Annotated in this window: 17 protein-coding genes; 7 read left to right on the top strand and 10 right to left on the bottom strand. The window is 63.0% G+C overall.

Translation table 11 applies throughout. The features are described 5' to 3' along the window. Nucleotides 1-5: 5 nt before the first annotated feature. The 5 genes from trmD to ffh all read right to left on the bottom strand — a co-directional run bounded on the left by trmD (nucleotide 6) and on the right by ffh (nucleotide 3,769). On the bottom strand, nucleotides 6-698 hold the full coding sequence (gene trmD, locus RNA01_RS13975; RefSeq protein ID WP_147180830.1) for a tRNA (guanosine(37)-N1)-methyltransferase TrmD: 693 nt from the start codon (nucleotides 696-698) through the stop codon (nucleotides 6-8). A 7-nt stretch (nucleotides 699-705) separates the two neighbouring features. Beyond that, nucleotides 706-1,278, bottom strand: a complete 573-nt coding sequence (rimM, locus tag RNA01_RS13980) for a ribosome maturation factor RimM (protein ID WP_147180831.1) — start codon at nucleotides 1,276-1,278, stop codon at nucleotides 706-708. A gap of 128 nt (nucleotides 1,279-1,406) precedes the next feature. Next, complete coding sequence (gene rpsP, locus RNA01_RS13985) at nucleotides 1,407-1,781, bottom strand: 30S ribosomal protein S16 (protein ID WP_147180832.1); 375 nt, start codon at nucleotides 1,779-1,781, stop codon at nucleotides 1,407-1,409. 94 nt (nucleotides 1,782-1,875) lie between these two features. Continuing rightward, complete coding sequence (locus RNA01_RS13990; RefSeq protein WP_147180833.1) at nucleotides 1,876-2,196, bottom strand: chorismate mutase; 321 nt, start codon at nucleotides 2,194-2,196, stop codon at nucleotides 1,876-1,878. 10 nt (nucleotides 2,197-2,206) lie between these two features. Further along, a complete protein-coding gene (ffh, locus tag RNA01_RS13995) occupies nucleotides 2,207-3,769 on the bottom strand; it encodes a signal recognition particle protein (RefSeq protein ID WP_147180834.1) in 1,563 nt (520 codons plus the stop codon). 310 nt (nucleotides 3,770-4,079) lie between these two features. Here ffh and RNA01_RS14005 point away from each other — a divergent pair, with 310 nt between their 5' ends. The 6 genes from RNA01_RS14005 to RNA01_RS14030 all read left to right on the top strand — a co-directional run bounded on the left by RNA01_RS14005 (nucleotide 4,080) and on the right by RNA01_RS14030 (nucleotide 10,808). Next, nucleotides 4,080-5,081 (top strand): MBL fold metallo-hydrolase, encoded by a 1,002-nt coding sequence (locus RNA01_RS14005; protein WP_147180835.1) that lies wholly within the window; start codon nucleotides 4,080-4,082, stop codon nucleotides 5,079-5,081. 877 nt (nucleotides 5,082-5,958) lie between these two features. Next, entirely contained in the window at nucleotides 5,959-6,867 is a 909-nt protein-coding gene (gene dapF / locus RNA01_RS14010; protein ID WP_147180836.1) for a diaminopimelate epimerase, read from the top strand. Further along, on the top strand, nucleotides 6,864-8,138 hold the full coding sequence (gene mtaB / locus RNA01_RS14015) for a tRNA (N(6)-L-threonylcarbamoyladenosine(37)-C(2))-methylthiotransferase MtaB (protein ID WP_147180837.1): 1,275 nt from the start codon (nucleotides 6,864-6,866) through the stop codon (nucleotides 8,136-8,138). The genes dapF and mtaB overlap by 4 nt, the downstream gene beginning before the upstream one ends. 17 nt (nucleotides 8,139-8,155) lie before the next feature. Continuing rightward, a complete protein-coding gene (gene ftsY / locus RNA01_RS14020; RefSeq protein WP_147180838.1) occupies nucleotides 8,156-9,514 on the top strand; it encodes a signal recognition particle-docking protein FtsY in 1,359 nt (452 codons plus the stop codon). Nucleotides 9,515-9,555: 41 nt separating this feature from the next. Then, nucleotides 9,556-10,218, top strand: a complete 663-nt coding sequence (locus RNA01_RS14025; protein WP_147180839.1) for a septation protein A — start codon at nucleotides 9,556-9,558, stop codon at nucleotides 10,216-10,218. Then, the gene (locus tag RNA01_RS14030) at nucleotides 10,215-10,808 is read left to right on the top strand and encodes a DUF2585 domain-containing protein (RefSeq protein ID WP_147180840.1); all 594 of its coding nucleotides are present in this window, start codon (nucleotides 10,215-10,217) and stop codon (nucleotides 10,806-10,808) included. The genes RNA01_RS14025 and RNA01_RS14030 overlap by 4 nt, the downstream gene beginning before the upstream one ends. Nucleotides 10,809-10,819: 11 nt before the next feature. Here RNA01_RS14030 and RNA01_RS14035 read toward each other — a convergent pair whose 3' ends face one another. The 5 genes from RNA01_RS14035 to ccmA are packed head-to-tail and all read right to left on the bottom strand — an operon-like array spanning nucleotide 10,820 to nucleotide 13,702. Beyond that, entirely contained in the window at nucleotides 10,820-11,419 is a 600-nt protein-coding gene (locus RNA01_RS14035; protein WP_147180841.1) for a DsbE family thiol:disulfide interchange protein, read from the bottom strand. Further along, nucleotides 11,416-11,589 (bottom strand): heme exporter protein CcmD, encoded by a 174-nt coding sequence (ccmD, locus tag RNA01_RS14040; protein ID WP_147180842.1) that lies wholly within the window; start codon nucleotides 11,587-11,589, stop codon nucleotides 11,416-11,418. The genes RNA01_RS14035 and ccmD overlap by 4 nt, the downstream gene beginning before the upstream one ends. After that, entirely contained in the window at nucleotides 11,586-12,353 is a 768-nt protein-coding gene (locus RNA01_RS14045; RefSeq protein WP_147180843.1) for a heme ABC transporter permease, read from the bottom strand. Before RNA01_RS14045 ends, ccmD begins: the two co-directional genes overlap by 4 nt. A 45-nt stretch (nucleotides 12,354-12,398) precedes the next feature. Continuing rightward, nucleotides 12,399-13,058, bottom strand: a complete 660-nt coding sequence (ccmB, locus tag RNA01_RS14050) for a heme exporter protein CcmB (RefSeq protein WP_147180844.1) — start codon at nucleotides 13,056-13,058, stop codon at nucleotides 12,399-12,401. Then, the gene (gene ccmA, locus RNA01_RS14055) at nucleotides 13,055-13,702 is read right to left on the bottom strand and encodes a heme ABC exporter ATP-binding protein CcmA (RefSeq protein ID WP_147180845.1); all 648 of its coding nucleotides are present in this window, start codon (nucleotides 13,700-13,702) and stop codon (nucleotides 13,055-13,057) included. Before ccmA ends, ccmB begins: the two co-directional genes overlap by 4 nt. A 275-nt stretch (nucleotides 13,703-13,977) precedes the next feature. On the opposite strand from ccmA, the gene acnA reads away from it, so the two are divergent. After that, nucleotides 13,978-16,671 (top strand): aconitate hydratase AcnA, encoded by a 2,694-nt coding sequence (gene acnA, locus RNA01_RS14060; protein WP_147180846.1) that lies wholly within the window; start codon nucleotides 13,978-13,980, stop codon nucleotides 16,669-16,671. The last annotated feature ends 119 nt before the right edge of the window (nucleotides 16,672-16,790 follow it).

Consider the following 16,790-nt stretch of genomic DNA (forward strand, 5'->3'; position numbering starts at 1 on the left):
CGGCATCACTTACCGGCCTTCGCCTTCGGCAAAAGATCCGGCCGCCGCTCGGCAGTCAGCTTCAGCGCCTCGTCGTGACGCCAGGCTTCGATCACCGCGTGATTGCCCGACGTCAGGACGGCCGGGATCTCCCGGCCCTCGAACACCTGCGGACGGGTATAGTGCGGATGCTCCAGGAGCCCGCCCTCGAAACTCTCGTGCACGCCGGACAACTGGTTGCCCATCACCCCCGGCAGGATGCGCACCACCGCGTCGAGCAGTATCAACGCCGCAGGCTCGCCGCCGGAAAGAATATAGTCGCCGATGGAGACTTCCTCGAGGTGGCGCGCCTCGATCACCCGCTGGTCGATCCCCTCGAACCGGCCGCAGACGATGACAACCCCCTCGCCTTCGGCAAGTTCGCGTACTCTTTTCTGGGTCAGCGGCCGGCCACGCGGACTCATCAACAGCCGCGGCCGGCCATCATCGGCGATCGAATCGATCGCACGGGCCAGAACGTCGGGCTTCAGCACCATGCCAGCGCCGCCGCCTGACGGCGTATCGTCGACGCTTCTATGTTTGTCGAGCGCAAAGTCGCGGATCTGCACGGCGTCGAGCGACCAGTCGCCACGTTCAAGCGCACGGCCGGCCAGCGCCTGACCGAGATGGCCGGGAAACATGTCCGGATAAAGCGTCAGCACTGAGGCCTTGAAAGTCATGGGGCCGTCACTCGCCCTTGTTCGGCTGGCCCTTACCCGCGCCATAGGGTTTATCCTCGTCCAGGTCCACAAGCCCTGCGGCGATCGGATCGATCAGCATCTTGCCGGCTTCGAGATCGATCTCCAGCACGGAGGCTTCGGAGAAGGGAATCAGCACCGGTCGCTTTCCCGGACCCTTCAGTTCCAGCAGGTCGCCCGCGCCGAAATCATAGACACCGGTCACTGCGCCATAGGAATTGCCCTCGGCGTCTTCCACCGCCAGACCTTCCAGGTCGGCATAATAGAACTCGTCCTCGTCGAGATCCTCGTCAGGCAGCGCGTCACGCTCGACAAAAAGCTCCAGCCCGTTGAGAGCCTCGGCCGCGTTGCGGTCGTTGATGCCGCGAAACCGGACGACGACGACATTCTTCGCCTCGCGGAGGTCGAGGATCTCGAACACCCGCCCGTCCATGCTGCGCAGATTGCCATATTCGCCAAGCGACAGCGGATCGGCAGTGAAGGTCTTGACCCGCACTTCGCCGCGCAGCCCCTGCGCCGCGCCGATCACGGCCATCAGGATGGGATTTTCGAGTTTCGTCATCGTTTCGGTCTGTTCCGGTCGGGCAATCTGGTCCTCGCCTCTTTTACGGCGAAGCGGGGAGAATGAAAACGGAAAACGGGCGGCAGGAGACCCACCGCCCGTCGATCCGTACGAAAAAGCCGGTCGGCTTATTCCGCGGCAGCTTCGGCAGCGGCAGCGGCCAGTTCAGCGGCCTTCATTTCCTTTTCCTTGATGCGCTCAAGGGCCTTCTTGCCCGGCTTTCCCTTTTCCGGGTTGCTGCGAACGTCGCGCTGGGCGATGCCGGCTTCAGCCAGGAACTTCAGGACGCGGTCGGTCGGCTGTGCGCCCTTGGCGAGCCATTCGTTGATGCGCTCGGCATTCAGCTCGACGCGCTTTTCGTCGTCCTTGCCAAGCATCGGGTTCCACGAACCGACCTTTTCCAGGAAGCGGCCGTCGCGCGGCGAACGGGCGTCGGCGACGACGATCTGGTAGTAGGGGCGCTTCTTGGAACCACCGCGGGCGAGACGAATCTTGAGGGACATGGGTTTACTCCTTGGTTTTTGTTAGGGCCGCCTTCCAGCGGTCCGGGGTCTGGTCGGGCCGCCCTTGGGCGGTCCGGGTTGGTCGGGATCGCCGTCAGGCGGTCTTTTCGTTTGCGCCGCCGCGTTCGGCGGCAATGGCTTCATGATGCCGGATGACTTCCTTGATGATGAAGTTCAGGAACTTCTCGGCGAAATCCGGGTCCAGATGCGCGTCATTGGCAAGCCGCCGCAGACGTTCGATCTGGTATTCCTCGCGCGTCGGGTCAGCCGGCGGCAGTTCGTATTTGGCCTTGAGAACCCCGACCGCCTTGGTGCAGCGGAAGCGTTCGGCCAGCATGTGGACCAGCGCCGCGTCGATATTGTCGATCGACTGGCGATAGCCGGAAAGCTGTTCCTTGACGGACTGGTCGGCCATAGCAGCTCCCTCACTTCTTCTTCGGCAGGCCCGGCAGACCGCCGAGACCGGGGAGTTTCGGGCCACCAAGACCAGGCAGACCGCCGCCCATACCGGGCAGGCCACCCATGCCACCGAGGCCCGCCGGCGGCTTGATACCTGCGGCTTCAGCCTGCTTGGCCAGCGCTTCGAGCTGCTTCGGGTCCATGCCCGACAGATCCGGCATGCCACCCATGCCGCCAAGACCCATCTTGCCGGCGAGGCCGCCCATCATCTGCTTCATCATGCCGCCCTTCTTGCCACCCATCATTTTCATCATATCGGCCATCTGACGGTGCATCTTGAGAAGCTTGTTGATCTCGGCGGCGTCCGTGCCGGAACCGGCGGCGATACGCTTTTTGCGGGAATGCTTGAGGATGTCGGGATTGGTGCGCTCGGCCTTGGTCATCGACGAGATGATGGCGAGCTGGCGACCGAACAGCTTGTCGTTCAGGCCGGCGGCGGCCATCTTATCCTTCATGCCGGACATGCCGGGCATCAGGCCCATTATGCTACCCATGCCGCCCATTTTCTGCATCTGCTTGAGCTGTTCGGCGAGATCGTCGAGGTCGAACTTGCCCTTGGCCATCTTGGCGGCCATGGCGGCCGCCTTCTCGCTGTCGATATTCTCCGCCGCCTTCTCGACCAGGCTGACGATGTCGCCCATGCCGAGGATGCGGTCGGCGATGCGCCGCGGATGGAACTCCTCGAGTTCCGTCATCTTCTCGCCGACACCGATCAGCTTGATCGGCTTGCCGGTGACGGCGCGCATCGAAAGAGCAGCACCGCCGCGGCCGTCGCCGTCCATACGGGTCAGGACCAGACCGGTGATGCCGACGCGCTCGTCGAAATTGCGCGCCAGGTTGACGGCGTCCTGACCGGTCAGGCTGTCGGCAACGAGCAGAATCTCGTGCGGCTTCGACTTGGCCTTGATCTCGGCCATTTCGACCATCAACGGCTCGTCGATATGGGTACGGCCGGCGGTGTCGAGAATGACGACGTCATGGCCGCCGAGCTTGGCAGCCTGCACGGCGCGCGAGGCGATGTCGGTCGGCGACTGGCCGGCGATGATCGGCAGAACGTCGATGCCGGTCTGGACGCCGAGCTGTCGCAGCTGTTCCTGGGCGGCCGGACGACGCGTGTCGAGCGAGGCCATCAGGACCTTCTTCTTCTCGCGATCGGTCAGCCGTTTGGCGATCTTGCCGGTGGTGGTCGTCTTGCCCGAGCCCTGCAGGCCGACCATCATGATGACGACCGGGGCCGCGGCATTGAGGTCGACGCCGACGCCCTCGGTGCCCAGCATGTCGACGAGTTCGTCATGGACGATCTTGACGACCATCTGGCCGGGCTTGATCGATTTCAGAACGGCGGCGCCGACAGCCTTTTCCCGAACCCGGTCGGTGAAACCACGCACGACCTCAAGCGCGACGTCGGCTTCCAGCAGCGCGCGACGCACCTCGCGCAGCGCGGCGGAAACATCGGCTTCCGACAATGCGCCACGGCCGGTCAGTCCATTCAGGATGGAACCAAGGCGGTCCTGGAGGTTTTCAAACATCGGCTCTTCCTTATCGTTTCGGATCTCCGAAACGTCGGTCTTTCCCGCGCTGAAAACAAGACGCAAAGCCAAAATGCACCCGAGGGCGCATCGCGCTGTCGGGTGTTGACCTCCGGGATCTCTTTATACCTTTACGGGTCCCGGTCGGCGGCTCGGAGTCGTGTCTCGTCGCAGATTTAAGGGCGATAAACAGGAAAGACCCGGAAAAGTCAAGGCAGACCGGGAAATTCGCCGGATCGCGCGCCTGCGGTCTTCCCAATCCGTGTTCGAGGCCCCAGATCTAGAACACCCGTAACAGCTACTGGCCCCGATGTCCGCAAAACCCGCCAATCCCTATTACACCGGCCCGGTCTCCGACCATTTCGACGGCAAGCGCTTCTTCAACCCGGAAGGCGTCGAGCCTGGCGGCGTGCGCGACCTGATCAAATGGCGCACCAACGGCCAGCGCGCCCGCTGGCCCAAGCGTGTGAACCATGCCACCGGCCCGGCAAGCCCGAAAGACCGCATCGGTGGTGAGGACCTGCGCGTCACCATGGTCGGCCATGCGACGCTGCTGATCCAGGTCGCCGGCCTCAATATCCTCACCGACCCGGTCTGGTCGAAACGGGTGAGCCCCTTTTCCTTCGCCGGGCCGAAGCGGGTGATCGAGCCGGGCATAGCCTTCGACGACCTGCCGCCAATCGACATCGTCCTTGTCACCCACAACCACTACGACCATCTGGACCTCGCAACCCTCGCCCGCCTCGAAGCCGAGCACGCCCCCCACATCATCACCCCGCTCGGCAATGACACGATCATCCACCGGGCACTGCCCGATGCAAAAATCTCCGCCGTCGACTGGGGTGACCGGCTCGACTACTGGGACGACGTCACCATCGACGCCGAACCCTGCCATCACTGGTCGGCGCGCGGCCTGCGCGACCGCCGTATGGCGCTCTGGGCTGCCTTCGTCATCACGACGCCGGCAGGCAAGATCTACCACATCGGCGACACCGGCTTCCACGACGGCGTGAACTATCGCGCCGCTGCTGAAAAGCACGGCTCCTTCCGCCTCGCCGGCCTGCCGATCGGCGCCTACGAACCACGCTGGTTCATGAAAGGCCAGCACCAGAATCCGGCCGAGGCCGTCGCGGGCTTTGGCCTTTGCAAGGCCTCCCATGCCGTCGGCCATCACTTTGGCACCTTCCAGCTCACCGACGAGGCGATCGAGGCCCCGGTGGCGGACCTCGCCGAGGCCCTTTCCGCCGCGCGAATCGACCCGGGCCGCTTCAGACCGCTGCGCCCCGGCGAGGCCTTCGACGTGCCGGAGTGATGCCGCGCCTTCCCGGATTATGGGGAAGAAAAAACAGCGCGACGAAACGAAATGCGACCGGACACCTTTCATCAAAACATTGATATTTCTGTCTATTCATGAGAAAGAAAAAAATCTCCGACACGTTCTTTTTTCCCCGCGCGTCCCCGCCTGCGGCGGTTCTGTTATTCTTCCACTCGTCCCGTTATCGGATACACCGGCCCTGCGTCACCGGCGAGACGGGATCGGCGCTTTCGGCCTGCCCCTTGGACGCAGGGAAAGGCGAAAGGCGCCGTGGAATGATCCTGGCCCGGCGTCGAAACACCACGTGGGTTCTGGGTTCGCGATGTCGGTTTCGTCCGAAACTGCGAGCCTTTATCGAATGAGGGATCGGCGACTGACCGGCCGCTCTTGCCTTCGCGAATGGATTGGCAGGGCGGAACGAACCCGACGGCCGGGGCGACAACGCCCTCAGAGCTCCCGTCGGCGTTTCGGAAAAACCGGTCTTTCGGAGTGCCCGGGCAGCGAAAGCGCAACAAGAAGAATAAGCCCGCGAGCACCTCTCTGAAAAGATGCCATCATCCCGAACATAGGAGCAGGCCACGGAGGCAGACCGCCGAACGGGGTGCCGAAAGGTGCCATATAAAACTTACTTACGCGGCAGCTTCGGCGCCCCGTCCGCTCAAGTCTGACTTGGGCAAGGTAAGGAAATGGTGCGGCACCGGAGGGCGAAGGCCCGGCCGGCGTTTCGGCCTGGGCGAAAGGCCGGCGATGCGCCGACCCCCTTGAGGGGGAAGATCGAACCTGGCCCGCGTGTCCCCACATCGACAAAGGCCATGCACTGGTAATTTCCGGCGGTTTCCGCCATATAAGCCCAGAGATGTCGAGGAATGGTCAGATGGCAGCAATGGTCGAATTCGCGAAGATGAACGGGCTTGGCAACAAGATCCTCGTCGTCGACATGCGCGGCCGCAAGGACAAGGTGACGCCGCAGGCCGCGATCGCGCTCGCCGCCGATCCGATGACGGCCTTCGACCAGATCATGGCTGTCCACGATCCGAAGGTCGACGGAACCGACGCCTGGATCGACATCATCAACTGCGACGGCACGCTCGCCCAGGCCTGCGGCAACGGCACGCGCTGCGTCGTCCAGGCATTGTCCGCCGAGACCGGCCGCAAGATCTTCACCTTCCAGACACTTGCCGGCATTCTCAACGCCGTCGAACACGAGGACGGCATGATCTCGGTCGACATGGGCAATCCGGTGTTCGACTGGGACCGCATACCGCTTGCGGAAGAGTTCCATGACACCAGCCGCATCGAGCTTCAGATCGGCCCGATCGACGCGCCGATCCTGCACTCCCCTTCGGTCGCCTCCATGGGCAATCCGCACGCGATCTTCTGGGTCGACCGTGACCCGATGAGCTTCGAGCTCGAGCGTTTCGGCCCGCTTCTGGAGAACCATCCGATGTTCCCGGAAAAGGCCAATATCACGCTGGCCCAGGTGACCGGCAAGGACACACTTCGCACCCGCACTTGGGAGCGCGGCGCGGGCCTGACGCTCGCCTGCGGTTCGGCCGCTTGCGCCGCCGGCGTCTCGGCCGCCCGCACCGGGCGCACCGGCCGCAAGGTGACGATCGACGTCGCCTCCAGCCCGAGCCGACAACCGCTTCTGATCGAGTGGCGCGAACACAATAACCGCGTCGTCATGACGGGCCCGGCCGAATGGGAATGGTCCGGCCATCTTGATCCAGAGACCGGCGCCTTCTCCCGCGACACCACCGAGGCGGGGGCCTCGGCCTCGTGAGCGACATCGACGTCATCACCTTCGGCTGCCGGCTCAATACCTACGAATCCGAAGTGATGAAAGCCGAGGCGGCAAAAGCCGGGCTCGACAAGGCTATTCTTGTCAACACCTGCGCCGTCACGGGTGAAGCCGTCCGCCAGGCCCGACAGGCGATCCGCCGCGCCCGGCGCGAGAACCCTGAGGCCCGCATCATCGTCACCGGCTGCGCCGCTCAGACTGATGCGGAGAGCTTTGCCGCCATGCCGGAAGTCGATGCCGTGCTCGGCAACGAGGAAAAGCTCAAGGCGGAGCACTATCGCGCGCTTCCCGATTTCGGCGTCGCGGCCGAAGAAAAGCTGCGTGTCAACGACATCATGAGCGTGACGGAAACCGCCCCGCAGCTCGTCGGCCATATCGACGGCCATGTCCGCGCATTCCTGCAGGTGCAGAACGGCTGCGACCATCGCTGCACCTTCTGCATTATCCCCTTCGGTCGCGGCAATTCGCGGTCCGTGCCGATGGGCGCGGTCGTCGAGCAGGCCCGCAAGCTCGTCGCCAACGGCTATCGCGAAGTGGTGCTGACCGGCGTCGACGCCACCAGCTATGGCGCCGACCTGCCCGGCCAGCCGACGCTCGGCCTGCTCGCCAAGACCCTGCTGAAACAGGTTCCGGAAATCGCCCGGCTACGCCTCTCCTCGATCGACGGCATAGAGGCCGACCGCCACCTGTTCGACCTGATCGCCGATGAACCGCGCTTCATGCCGCATCTGCACCTGTCGCTGCAACACGGCGACGATCTGATCCTGAAGCGCATGAAGCGTCGCCATTCCCGCTCCGATGCCATCACCTTTGCCGAACAGGTCCGCCGCCTGCGCCCCGAGATCAGTTTCGGTGCCGACATGATCGCCGGCTTCCCGACCGAGACGGAAGAGATGGCGGAAAATTCCGCCAGCCTCGCAGAAGAAATCGGCATCGCCCAACTGCACGTCTTCCCTTACAGCCCGCGCCCCGGCACGCCCGCCGCCCGCATGCCGCAGCTCGACCGCCGCCTCGTCAAGGAGCGCGCCGCACGGCTGCGCCAGACGGCAGAGCGGCTCCAGACACAGCATCTCGCCTCGATGGTCGGCACACGCCAGACGATCCTTGTCGAAATGACCGGGATGGCCCATACGGAAAACTTCACGCTCGTCGCCGCGCCCGGCCTTTCGCCACGCAGCCTGACGGCGGTGATGATCACCGGCCACAATGGCCGGCATCTCGACATGCAACCGGCGACCGCCTCGGCCGCCTGACAGAACGGACAGCTTCCATGGCGCTCGGCTTCATCAAGAAAGTCTTCACCTTCGGCAAGAACAAGCCGGCTGAAGAAGCCCCGGTCGAGGCGGAGGATTTCGCCAGCGTCCTTGACGCAGCTGGACAGCTGAATGCCGACGAGCCGGTCGAGGCATTGCCTGAAGCGACCGACCCGATCACCCCGGAGGTGATCGAAACCGCCGGCGGTCCGGCCGAGGATGAACCGTCGGCCGAACTCGTCATCGAGGCGGAAACCGAGCCTGCGGCACCGGCCGAGACAATGGCGGTCGAGGAAGTTCAGGAGGCTGGCGAAAGCCACCGTCATCCGCAGCCGGAACAGCCGGCCGACGTCACCCATGGCACGCTCGAGCAGGATGACGATGACACGGTGACGCTGCCCAAAGGCTTCGCCACCGCATCCACGCTGGAGCCCGAACCGGAAGCGCCGGCGGTCCGCATCTCCTGGTTCCAGCGCCTGCGCCAGGGTCTTGCCCGCACCTCCTCGCAGCTGACCGGCCAGATCGCCGCGCTCTTCACCAAGCGCAAACTGGACGAGGATACGCTCGACGAGCTGGAGGACCTGCTGATCCAGGCCGACCTTGGCGTCGAGACCGCCATGCGCATCACGGGTGCTCTCTCGTCCGAGCGTTATGGCAAGGACGTGAGCGGCGAAGACGTCGCCGCCATCATGGCCAGCGAAATCACCAAGGTCCTGAAGCCGGTGGCCAAGCCCCTCGCGCTCGACCTCTCCCACAAGCCGCACGTCATCCTGGTGGTCGGCGTCAACGGCACCGGCAAGACGACCACGATCGGCAAGCTCGCTGCCAAGCTCTCAGGTTCCGGCCTCAAGGTCATGCTGGCGGCCGGCGACACCTTCCGCGCCGCGGCGATCGAACAGCTGAAGATCTGGGCCGACCGCACCGGTTCGACCTTCATCGGCACCAAGCTCGGCGCCGATGCCGCCGGCCTCGCTTACGACGCCTTCGAGAAGGCCAGGGCCGAGAAGTCGGACGTTCTGATCATCGACACCGCCGGACGACTGCAGAACAAGACGGAGCTGATGGCGGAACTGGAAAAGATCGTCCGCGTGCTCGGCAAGCTCGACCCGGATGCGCCGCACACGGTCTTGCAGACGCTCGACGCCACCACCGGCCAGAACGCCATGAACCAGGTCGAGATCTTTCGCAACATCGCCGGCGTCAACGGTCTGATCATGACCAAGCTCGACGGCACGGCACGCGGCGGCATCCTTGTCGCCATCGCTGCCAAGCATAAGCTGCCGGTCTATTTCATCGGCGTGGGCGAGGGCGTCGACGATCTCGAGCCCTTCGAGGCCGAGGATTTCGCCACCGCCATCGCCGGCCTGCCCCATTGAGCCCCAAGTCGCATCGCACTACGGAATTGAAAGACGAACCGATGAGCAATATCGAAAGCGATACCAAGCCGACCGCCGAGGAGCGCCATCACCCCCTGCTCAAGGTGGCGCTTGAGATCGGACCGCTACTGGTCTTCTTCTTCGGCAATCTGCGCGGCGAATGGCTGGCCAAGACCTTTCCGACCCTGACCGCCGTCGGTGGGCCGCTGTTCATCGCCACCGCCCTTTTCATGGTGGCGACGGTCATTTCGCTGATCGTCTCGAAGATCATCTTCAAACACCTGCCGATCATGCCCTTCGTCTCGGGCGTCGTCGTCATGGTCTTCGGCTCGCTGTCGATCTGGCTACAGGACGAGACCTTCATCAAGATGAAGCCGACCATCGTCAACGCGCTGTTCGGCGTGGTGCTGCTCGGTGGATTGTTCTTCGGCAAATCGCTGCTCGGCTATGTGTTCAACGCCGCCTTCCAGCTCGACACCGAGGGCTGGAAGAAGCTGACGCTGCGCTGGGGTCTGTTCTTTCTCTTCCTCGCCGTCCTCAATGAGGCCGTGTGGCGCAACTTTTCCGACGCCGTCTGGGTCAATTTCAAGGTCTGGGGCACCATGCCGATCACCATTCTCTTCACCCTCGCCCAGATGCCGCTGATCATGCACCACTCACTCGACGCCGAGAGAAAGGTGGAGAGCGGGGACAAGGCCGAATGAGCGTCGCGCCCGTGTCTCTTGCCGCCGACAAACGCGCGACGCGCTTCTGGCTTGTGGCCGCCGCCAGCCTCCTCGTCGTTCAGGTACTGTCCCTCGCATTGATGGGCCGCGTCCCGATCTGCGAATGCGGCTACGTCAAGCTGTTCGAGCCGGGCGTCAACACCGCCGGCAATTCGCAGCACATTTCCGACTGGTACACACCGTCGCACATCATCCACGGCTTCCTGTTCTATTTCGCCGCCACGATGCTGCTGCGCCGGGCCTCGTTCGGCGCCAGGCTGACGCTCGCCGTGCTGGTCGAAATGGCGTGGGAACTGCTGGAAAACTCGCCGATCATCATCGAGCGCTACCGCACGGCCACCATGGCGATCGGCTATCAGGGCGACAGCATTCTCAATTCGGCGATGGATACGGTGGCGATGGCGCTCGGCTTCCTCTTCGCATCCCGCGCTCCGGTGTGGCTGACGATTGCGCTCGCCATCGGCTTCGAGATCGTGACCGCCCTCGTCATCCGCGACAACCTCACCCTCAACGTGCTGATGCTGGTCTGGCCGGTCGAGGCGATCAAGGCATGGCAGGCCGCGCTCTGAGCGCTTATGCCTCAGGAGCCGGCAAGCGCCTTTTCAATCGCCGGATAAAGACCGTTCTCCAGCGACTGCGGATCAAACGGGCCAACCTTCTTGTAGAGGATCGTGCCGTCCGCCGCGACGAGATAGCTTTCTGGAATGCCGTAGACGCCCCAGTCGATCGCAGCCTTGCCGTTCGGATCTACGCCGATCGCGGCATAGGGATTGCCGAGCTCGCCGAGAAACCGCAGAGCATTCTCGTTCTTGTCCTTGTAGTTGATCCCGACAACGGTGATGCGCGGATCCTTTGACAGTTCCTTGAGGATCGGGTGTTCCTGTCGGCAGGGCACACACCAGGAGGCAAAGACATTGACGAGCGTCAGCTTGCCGGCGATCGCGGCGGACGTCAGTGGCACCGTGCTCGATCCATCCAGCCCCGGCATGGCCAGCACCGGCGCCTTCAGGCCGATCAACGCCGAAGGCAGGTCGGACACGTTCTTGCCGTTGACATCCTGCTCATAGAGCATCTTGCCGGCGATCCCGGCGAAGATGGTGAACAGCGCGAGCGGAATGATGGCGACCAGATAACGTCCCACGCCGCGGCGGGCCTCGCCTTTCGATTTGATCTCGCTCATTCGCCAGCCCCGGATGCGGGCGGCGCCGAACGACGGCGGATGCCAGCCGCTTCGAGCGCCTTGAGTTCCGTCTGACGGGCCCGGCCGTCGAGCCAGACCCAGGCAATAAGCGCCAGGACGATGAGCCCGCTAACGCCATAGGAAAGGTAGATGTAAAAAGCGTGGCTCACGCGGAAACCTCCCGGCCGGCCAGACGGGCCGCCAGGCGGCGCTGCGTGGCGATCCGGCGGCGCCAGATCTCGTTGCGCATGGCCATCAGATGCAGCGTGAAGAACAGCAGCGTAAACGCGATCGCCATGACCAGCAGAGGCCAGAGGAATTCAGGATCGATGGTCGGGCCATCCAACCGCATGACGCTGGCCGGTTGGTGCAGCGTATTCCACCACTCGACCGAGAACTTGATGATCGGAATATTGACGAAGCCGACCAGAATCAGGACGGAACTGAGACGGGCCGCCTTGGGGGCGTCGTCCATGGCGCGGTTAAGCGCAATCAGGCCGAGATACATGAGAAACAGCACGAAGACCGAGGTCAGCCGCGCATCCCAGACCCACCAGGTACCCCACATCGGCTTACCCCAGAGGGAGCCGGTGATCAGCGCGATCAGCGTGAAGGCGGCGCCGAGCGGCGCTGCGGCCTTGTGGCTGACATCGGCCAGCGGATGGCGCCAGACCAGTGTGCCGATCGCCGAGATCGCCATGACCGAATAGCACATCATCGATAGCCAGGCGGCCGGCACATGCACATACATGATGCGCACCGTCTCGCCCTGCTGGTAATCGCCCTCAGTGGTGAAGCTCATATAGAGCCCGACAGCAAACAGAAGTGCGGTCAGGCCAGCCAGCCACGGCAGGATACGGGCAGTGAGCGCCAGGAACCGGGTCGGGTTGGCTAGCTCGCTGAACTTTGAAAGGGCAAGGCTCATGGTGTTCATGGAATGCTTCTAACCTGAGAGCCGTTTATCTGCAATTGATACCGGTCAATCCGAGGCACTGCGCAGCGCCAATGCCGCGGCAAGCGGCCCGATGACGGCGAAGAACAGGGTGATGGCGATTAAAAACAGGAATGGCGGCAGAAAGGGGGCAGGATCCTCAACGGCGGCGTAGGATGCGCTGACCCCGAAGATCAGCACGGGGATGGCGAGTGGCAAGACGAGAATGGAGACCAGAAGCCCGCCGCGCGGCAAGGCGACGGCGACCGCGGCACCTGCGGCTCCAATGAAGGTGATGGCCGGCGATCCGACGAGAAGGGTCAGCATGACCGCGCCGATCGCCACTTCGTTCATGTTCATAAAGAGGCCGAGCAGCGGCGAGGCGATCACCAGCGGCAGGCTGGTTGCCACCCAATGCGCCAGACATTTGACGAAGACGGTCAGCACCAGCGGCGTTTCCTGCATCAGAATGAGGTCCAGCGACCCATCGTCGCGCTCGGCCTGAAACAGCCGGTCGAGGCCCAGGAGGGCAGCCAGAAGCGCACCGATCCAGACGATCGCCGGACCGATTCGCGACAGCAGGTTGAGATCAGGTCCGACCCCGAAAGGGATGACAGCAACCACGGTCATGAAGAACAGTACACCGATCAGCGCGCCGCCGCCGGCACGCACCGAGAGTTTCAGGTCACGAAGGAAAAGCGACATCATGCCATTTCCTCCATCTCGCGATACTCAAACCCCTTCATCACCAGGGTCTTGGCGTCATTGAGACCGAGCGGCTGGTGGGTGGCGGCGATCACGATGCCGCCTTTCGAAAGATGCGTATGCACCAGGCCGGCGAACATCTGGTCGGCGCTGGCGTCGAGGGCCGCGGTCGGCTCGTCGAGGATCCATACCGGACGATGGGCGACGAGAAGCTTGGCCATGGCGAATCGGCGCTGCTGCCCGGCCGAGAGATAGCCGAAGGGAAGATGGGTAATACCACCCAGCCCCACGGTTTCCGCCGCCTCATCGATCGAAAGGCTGACACCGCCTTGTACGTCGCCAAGGAAATCGCGCCAGAAGGTCAGATTTTCGACAACGGTCAGTTCCTGTTTCATGGCATTGCGGTGGCCGAGATAGTGGCTGACCTCGCGGGCCGGGCGGCTCTCGCGGCCGTCGCCGAACACCGCTTCGACGCGCCCCGCTTCGGGCCGGAGCAAGCCGGCGACGACACGCAGAAGCGTCGACTTGCCGGAACCGTTCCGCCCGATCAGAACAAGTGCCTCGCCTGCCGCCAGCGTGAAGGAAACGCCTGAAAAAATAAGGTCTTCGCCGCGCCGAGCGGCGAGGTCTTCGGCGATCAGCCGCATGCAATTCGCTTTCCGGCAACCATCCGGTCACCCTTCGAAAAAATTGTCGAAATTCGCCATTCGTTGGTCTGGCACCTCTCTTAGAAATTATCTATAAGACCTGCAACCACGCCAGCGACCGGCGTGAAATTCATCCTTGTGCCGAACTTGATGATTGCAAAAGCAATTTTTCACGGGCGGACAGCGGAAATGGTCGTACCCGCATCCTGATGTGCATGAAGTGCATAGGCGTCCGCACGAACGTGTAGGCTATCAGTATAAGCGGGGTTCTAACCTTGTCCAAATCCATCGACAGCTTCAATTGTCGTTCGACTCTTTCCGTCAACGGCAAAGACTATGTCTATTACAGCCTTCCCAAGGCCGAGGCCAACGGCCTGACGGGCGTATCGAAGCTCCCCTACTCGATGAAGGTTCTGCTCGAGAACCTGCTTCGCAACGAAGACGGCCGTACGGTAACCAAGAAGGACATCGAGGCGATCGCCGCCTGGCTCGTCGACAAGGGCACCGCTGAAGCGGAAATTGCCTATCGCCCGGCCCGTGTGCTGATGCAGGACTTCACCGGCGTTCCCGCCGTTGTCGATCTGGCCGCGATGCGCGATGCCATGGTGAACCTTGGTGGCGATCCGGAAAAGATCAATCCGCTGGTCCCGGTCGATCTCGTCATCGACCACTCGGTCATCGTAGACGAATTCGGCACGCCGCAGGCCTTCGCCCACAACGTCGAACACGAATACCAGCGCAACGGCGAGCGCTATCGGTTCCTCAAGTGGGGCCAGCAGGCGTTCAAGAATTTCCGCGTTGTTCCTCCGGGCACCGGCATCTGTCATCAGGTGAACCTCGAATACCTCGGCCAGACTGTCTGGACGAAGGAAGAAGACGGCGAAACCGTCGCTTATCCGGACACCTGCGTCGGCACCGACTCCCATACGACCATGATCAATGGTCTGGGCGTTCTCGGTTGGGGCGTTGGCGGGATCGAGGCTGAAGCTGCCATGCTCGGCCAGCCGGTTTCCATGCTGCTGCCGGAAGTCATCGGCTTCAAGCTGACCGGCAAGGTCAAGGAAGGCGTCACCGCAACCGACCTCGTTCTGACTGTCGTTCAGATGCTGCGCAAGAAGGGTGTTGTCTCCAAGTTCGTCGAGTTCTTTGGCCCCGGCCTTGATTCGATGTCGCTTGCCGACCGCGCCACCATCGGCAACATGGGTCCGGAATATGGCGCGACCTGCGGCTTCTTCCCGGTCGATGGCGAAACCATCAACTATCTCAACATGTCGGGCCGCACGAAGGACCGTATTGCCCTCGTCGAAGCCTATTCCAAGGCTCAGGGTATGTGGCGCGAAGGCGACGGTTCCGACCTGGTCTTCACCGACACGCTGGAACTCGATCTCGGCGATGTTGTGCCATCCATGGCCGGCCCGAAGCGTCCAGAAGGTCGTCTGCCGCTCGAAACCATCGCTCCGAACTTCGCCACCGCTCTTGAGAACGACTACAAGAAGCCGGGTCAGATCGACACGCGTTACGCCGTCGAAGGCACCGATTATGACCTCGGCCATGGCGACGTCTGCATCGCCGCCATCACGTCGTGCACCAACACCTCGAACCCGAGCGTCCTGATCGCTGCCGGCCTTCTCGCCCGCAACGCCGCCGCCAAGGGCCTGAAGTCCAAGCCGTGGGTCAAGACCTCGCTGGCTCCGGGATCGCAGGTCGTCGGCGAATACCTCGCCAAGTCCGGCCTGCAGGCCGAACTCGACAAGCTCGGCTTCAACCTCGTCGGCTACGGCTGCACGACCTGCATCGGCAACTCCGGCCCGCTGCCGGCGCCGATCTCGAAGACGATCAACGACAAGGGCCTGATCACCGCAGGCGTTCTGTCGGGCAACCGCAACTTCGAAGGCCGCATCTCGCCTGACGTTCAGGCCAACTATCTGGCTTCGCCACCGCTCGTCGTCGCTTACGCGCTGGCTGGCTCGGTACAGAAGGACCTGACCAAGGAACCGCTCGGCGAAGACCAGAATGGCAACCCGGTCTACCTCAAGGACATCTGGCCGACCTCGCACGAGATCCAGGAATTCATCCTGAAATACGTCACCCGCGAGCTTTACGAGAGCAAGTATGCCGACGTGTTCAAGGGCGACGAAAACTGGCAGGCCGTGCAGGTCCCTCCGGGCCAGACCTACGCATGGGACAACAAGTCGACCTATGTGCAGAACCCGCCCTATTTCGTCGGCATGGGCAAGACGGGCTCTGGCGTGAGCAACATCGTCAACGCCCGTGTCCTCGGCCTGTTCGGAGACAAGATCACCACCGACCACATCTCCCCGGCTGGTTCGATCAAGGCGGCGTCTCCGGCCGGTGCCTACCTGTTGGAAAATGGCGTCGGCGTCGCCGACTTCAACCAATACGGCACGCGTCGTGGTAACCACGAAGTGATGATGCGCGGCACGTTTGCCAATATCCGCATCCGCAACCACATGCTCGGCCCGAACGGCAAGGAAGGTGGCTACACCATCCACTATCCGTCGAAGGAGGAAATGTCGATCTACGACGCGGCCATGAAGTACAAGGCCGAGGGCGTTCCGCTCGTCATCTTCGCCGGCGTCGAATACGGCAATGGCTCGTCGCGTGACTGGGCCGCAAAGGGCACCAACCTGCTCGGCGTTCGCGCCGTGATCGCCCAGTCCTTCGAGCGCATCCACCGCTCGAACCTGGTCGGCATGGGCGTCATCCCCTTCTGCTTCGAGGAAGGCACCACCTGGGCCTCGCTCAACCTGAAGGGCGACGAGACCGTGACGATCGAAGGCCTCGACGGCGAGATCAAGCCGCGTGAGAAGAAGACCGCCAAGATCACCTATGCCGACGGTTCGGTGAAGGAGATCCCGCTGGTATGCCGCATCGACACGCTTGACGAAGTCACCTACGTCAACAACGGCGGGATCCTGCAGACGGTTCTGCGCGACCTCGCCGCTTGATCAAGCGGACGGACAAATGAAGATCAGGGCCGCCGGACACTCCCGGCGGCCCTTTTTCATGACAGGCCAACCGCAGTGTTGACGCGAGCCTCACCCCATCGTGACTTTGACAGGCACTA

This window comes from Paenirhizobium naphthalenivorans (assembly GCF_007992095.1).
Classification (GTDB): domain Bacteria; phylum Pseudomonadota; class Alphaproteobacteria; order Rhizobiales; family Rhizobiaceae; genus Allorhizobium; species Allorhizobium naphthalenivorans.

Coding starts and splice junctions, on each gene's coding strand:
- ccmA (WP_147180845.1), bottom strand. CDS start 13,702: ATGCGGCTGATCGCCGAAGACCTCGCCGCTCGGCGCGGCGAAGACCTT.
- RNA01_RS14005 (WP_147180835.1), top strand. CDS start 4,080: ATGTCCGCAAAACCCGCCAATCCCTATTACACCGGCCCGGTCTCCGAC.
- trmD (WP_147180830.1), bottom strand. CDS start 698: ATGACTTTCAAGGCCTCAGTGCTGACGCTTTATCCGGACATGTTTCCC.
- RNA01_RS14030 (WP_147180840.1), top strand. CDS start 10,215: ATGAGCGTCGCGCCCGTGTCTCTTGCCGCCGACAAACGCGCGACGCGC.
- rpsP (WP_147180832.1), bottom strand. CDS start 1,781: ATGTCCCTCAAGATTCGTCTCGCCCGCGGTGGTTCCAAGAAGCGCCCC.
- RNA01_RS14035 (WP_147180841.1), bottom strand. CDS start 11,419: ATGAGCGAGATCAAATCGAAAGGCGAGGCCCGCCGCGGCGTGGGACGT.
- dapF (WP_147180836.1), top strand. CDS start 5,959: ATGGCAGCAATGGTCGAATTCGCGAAGATGAACGGGCTTGGCAACAAG.
- ccmB (WP_147180844.1), bottom strand. CDS start 13,058: ATGATGTCGCTTTTCCTTCGTGACCTGAAACTCTCGGTGCGTGCCGGC.
- RNA01_RS13990 (WP_147180833.1), bottom strand. CDS start 2,196: ATGGCCGACCAGTCCGTCAAGGAACAGCTTTCCGGCTATCGCCAGTCG.
- rimM (WP_147180831.1), bottom strand. CDS start 1,278: ATGACGAAACTCGAAAATCCCATCCTGATGGCCGTGATCGGCGCGGCG.
- ffh (WP_147180834.1), bottom strand. CDS start 3,769: ATGTTTGAAAACCTCCAGGACCGCCTTGGTTCCATCCTGAATGGACTG.
- ftsY (WP_147180838.1), top strand. CDS start 8,156: ATGGCGCTCGGCTTCATCAAGAAAGTCTTCACCTTCGGCAAGAACAAG.
- RNA01_RS14045 (WP_147180843.1), bottom strand. CDS start 12,353: ATGAACACCATGAGCCTTGCCCTTTCAAAGTTCAGCGAGCTAGCCAAC.
- RNA01_RS14025 (WP_147180839.1), top strand. CDS start 9,556: ATGAGCAATATCGAAAGCGATACCAAGCCGACCGCCGAGGAGCGCCAT.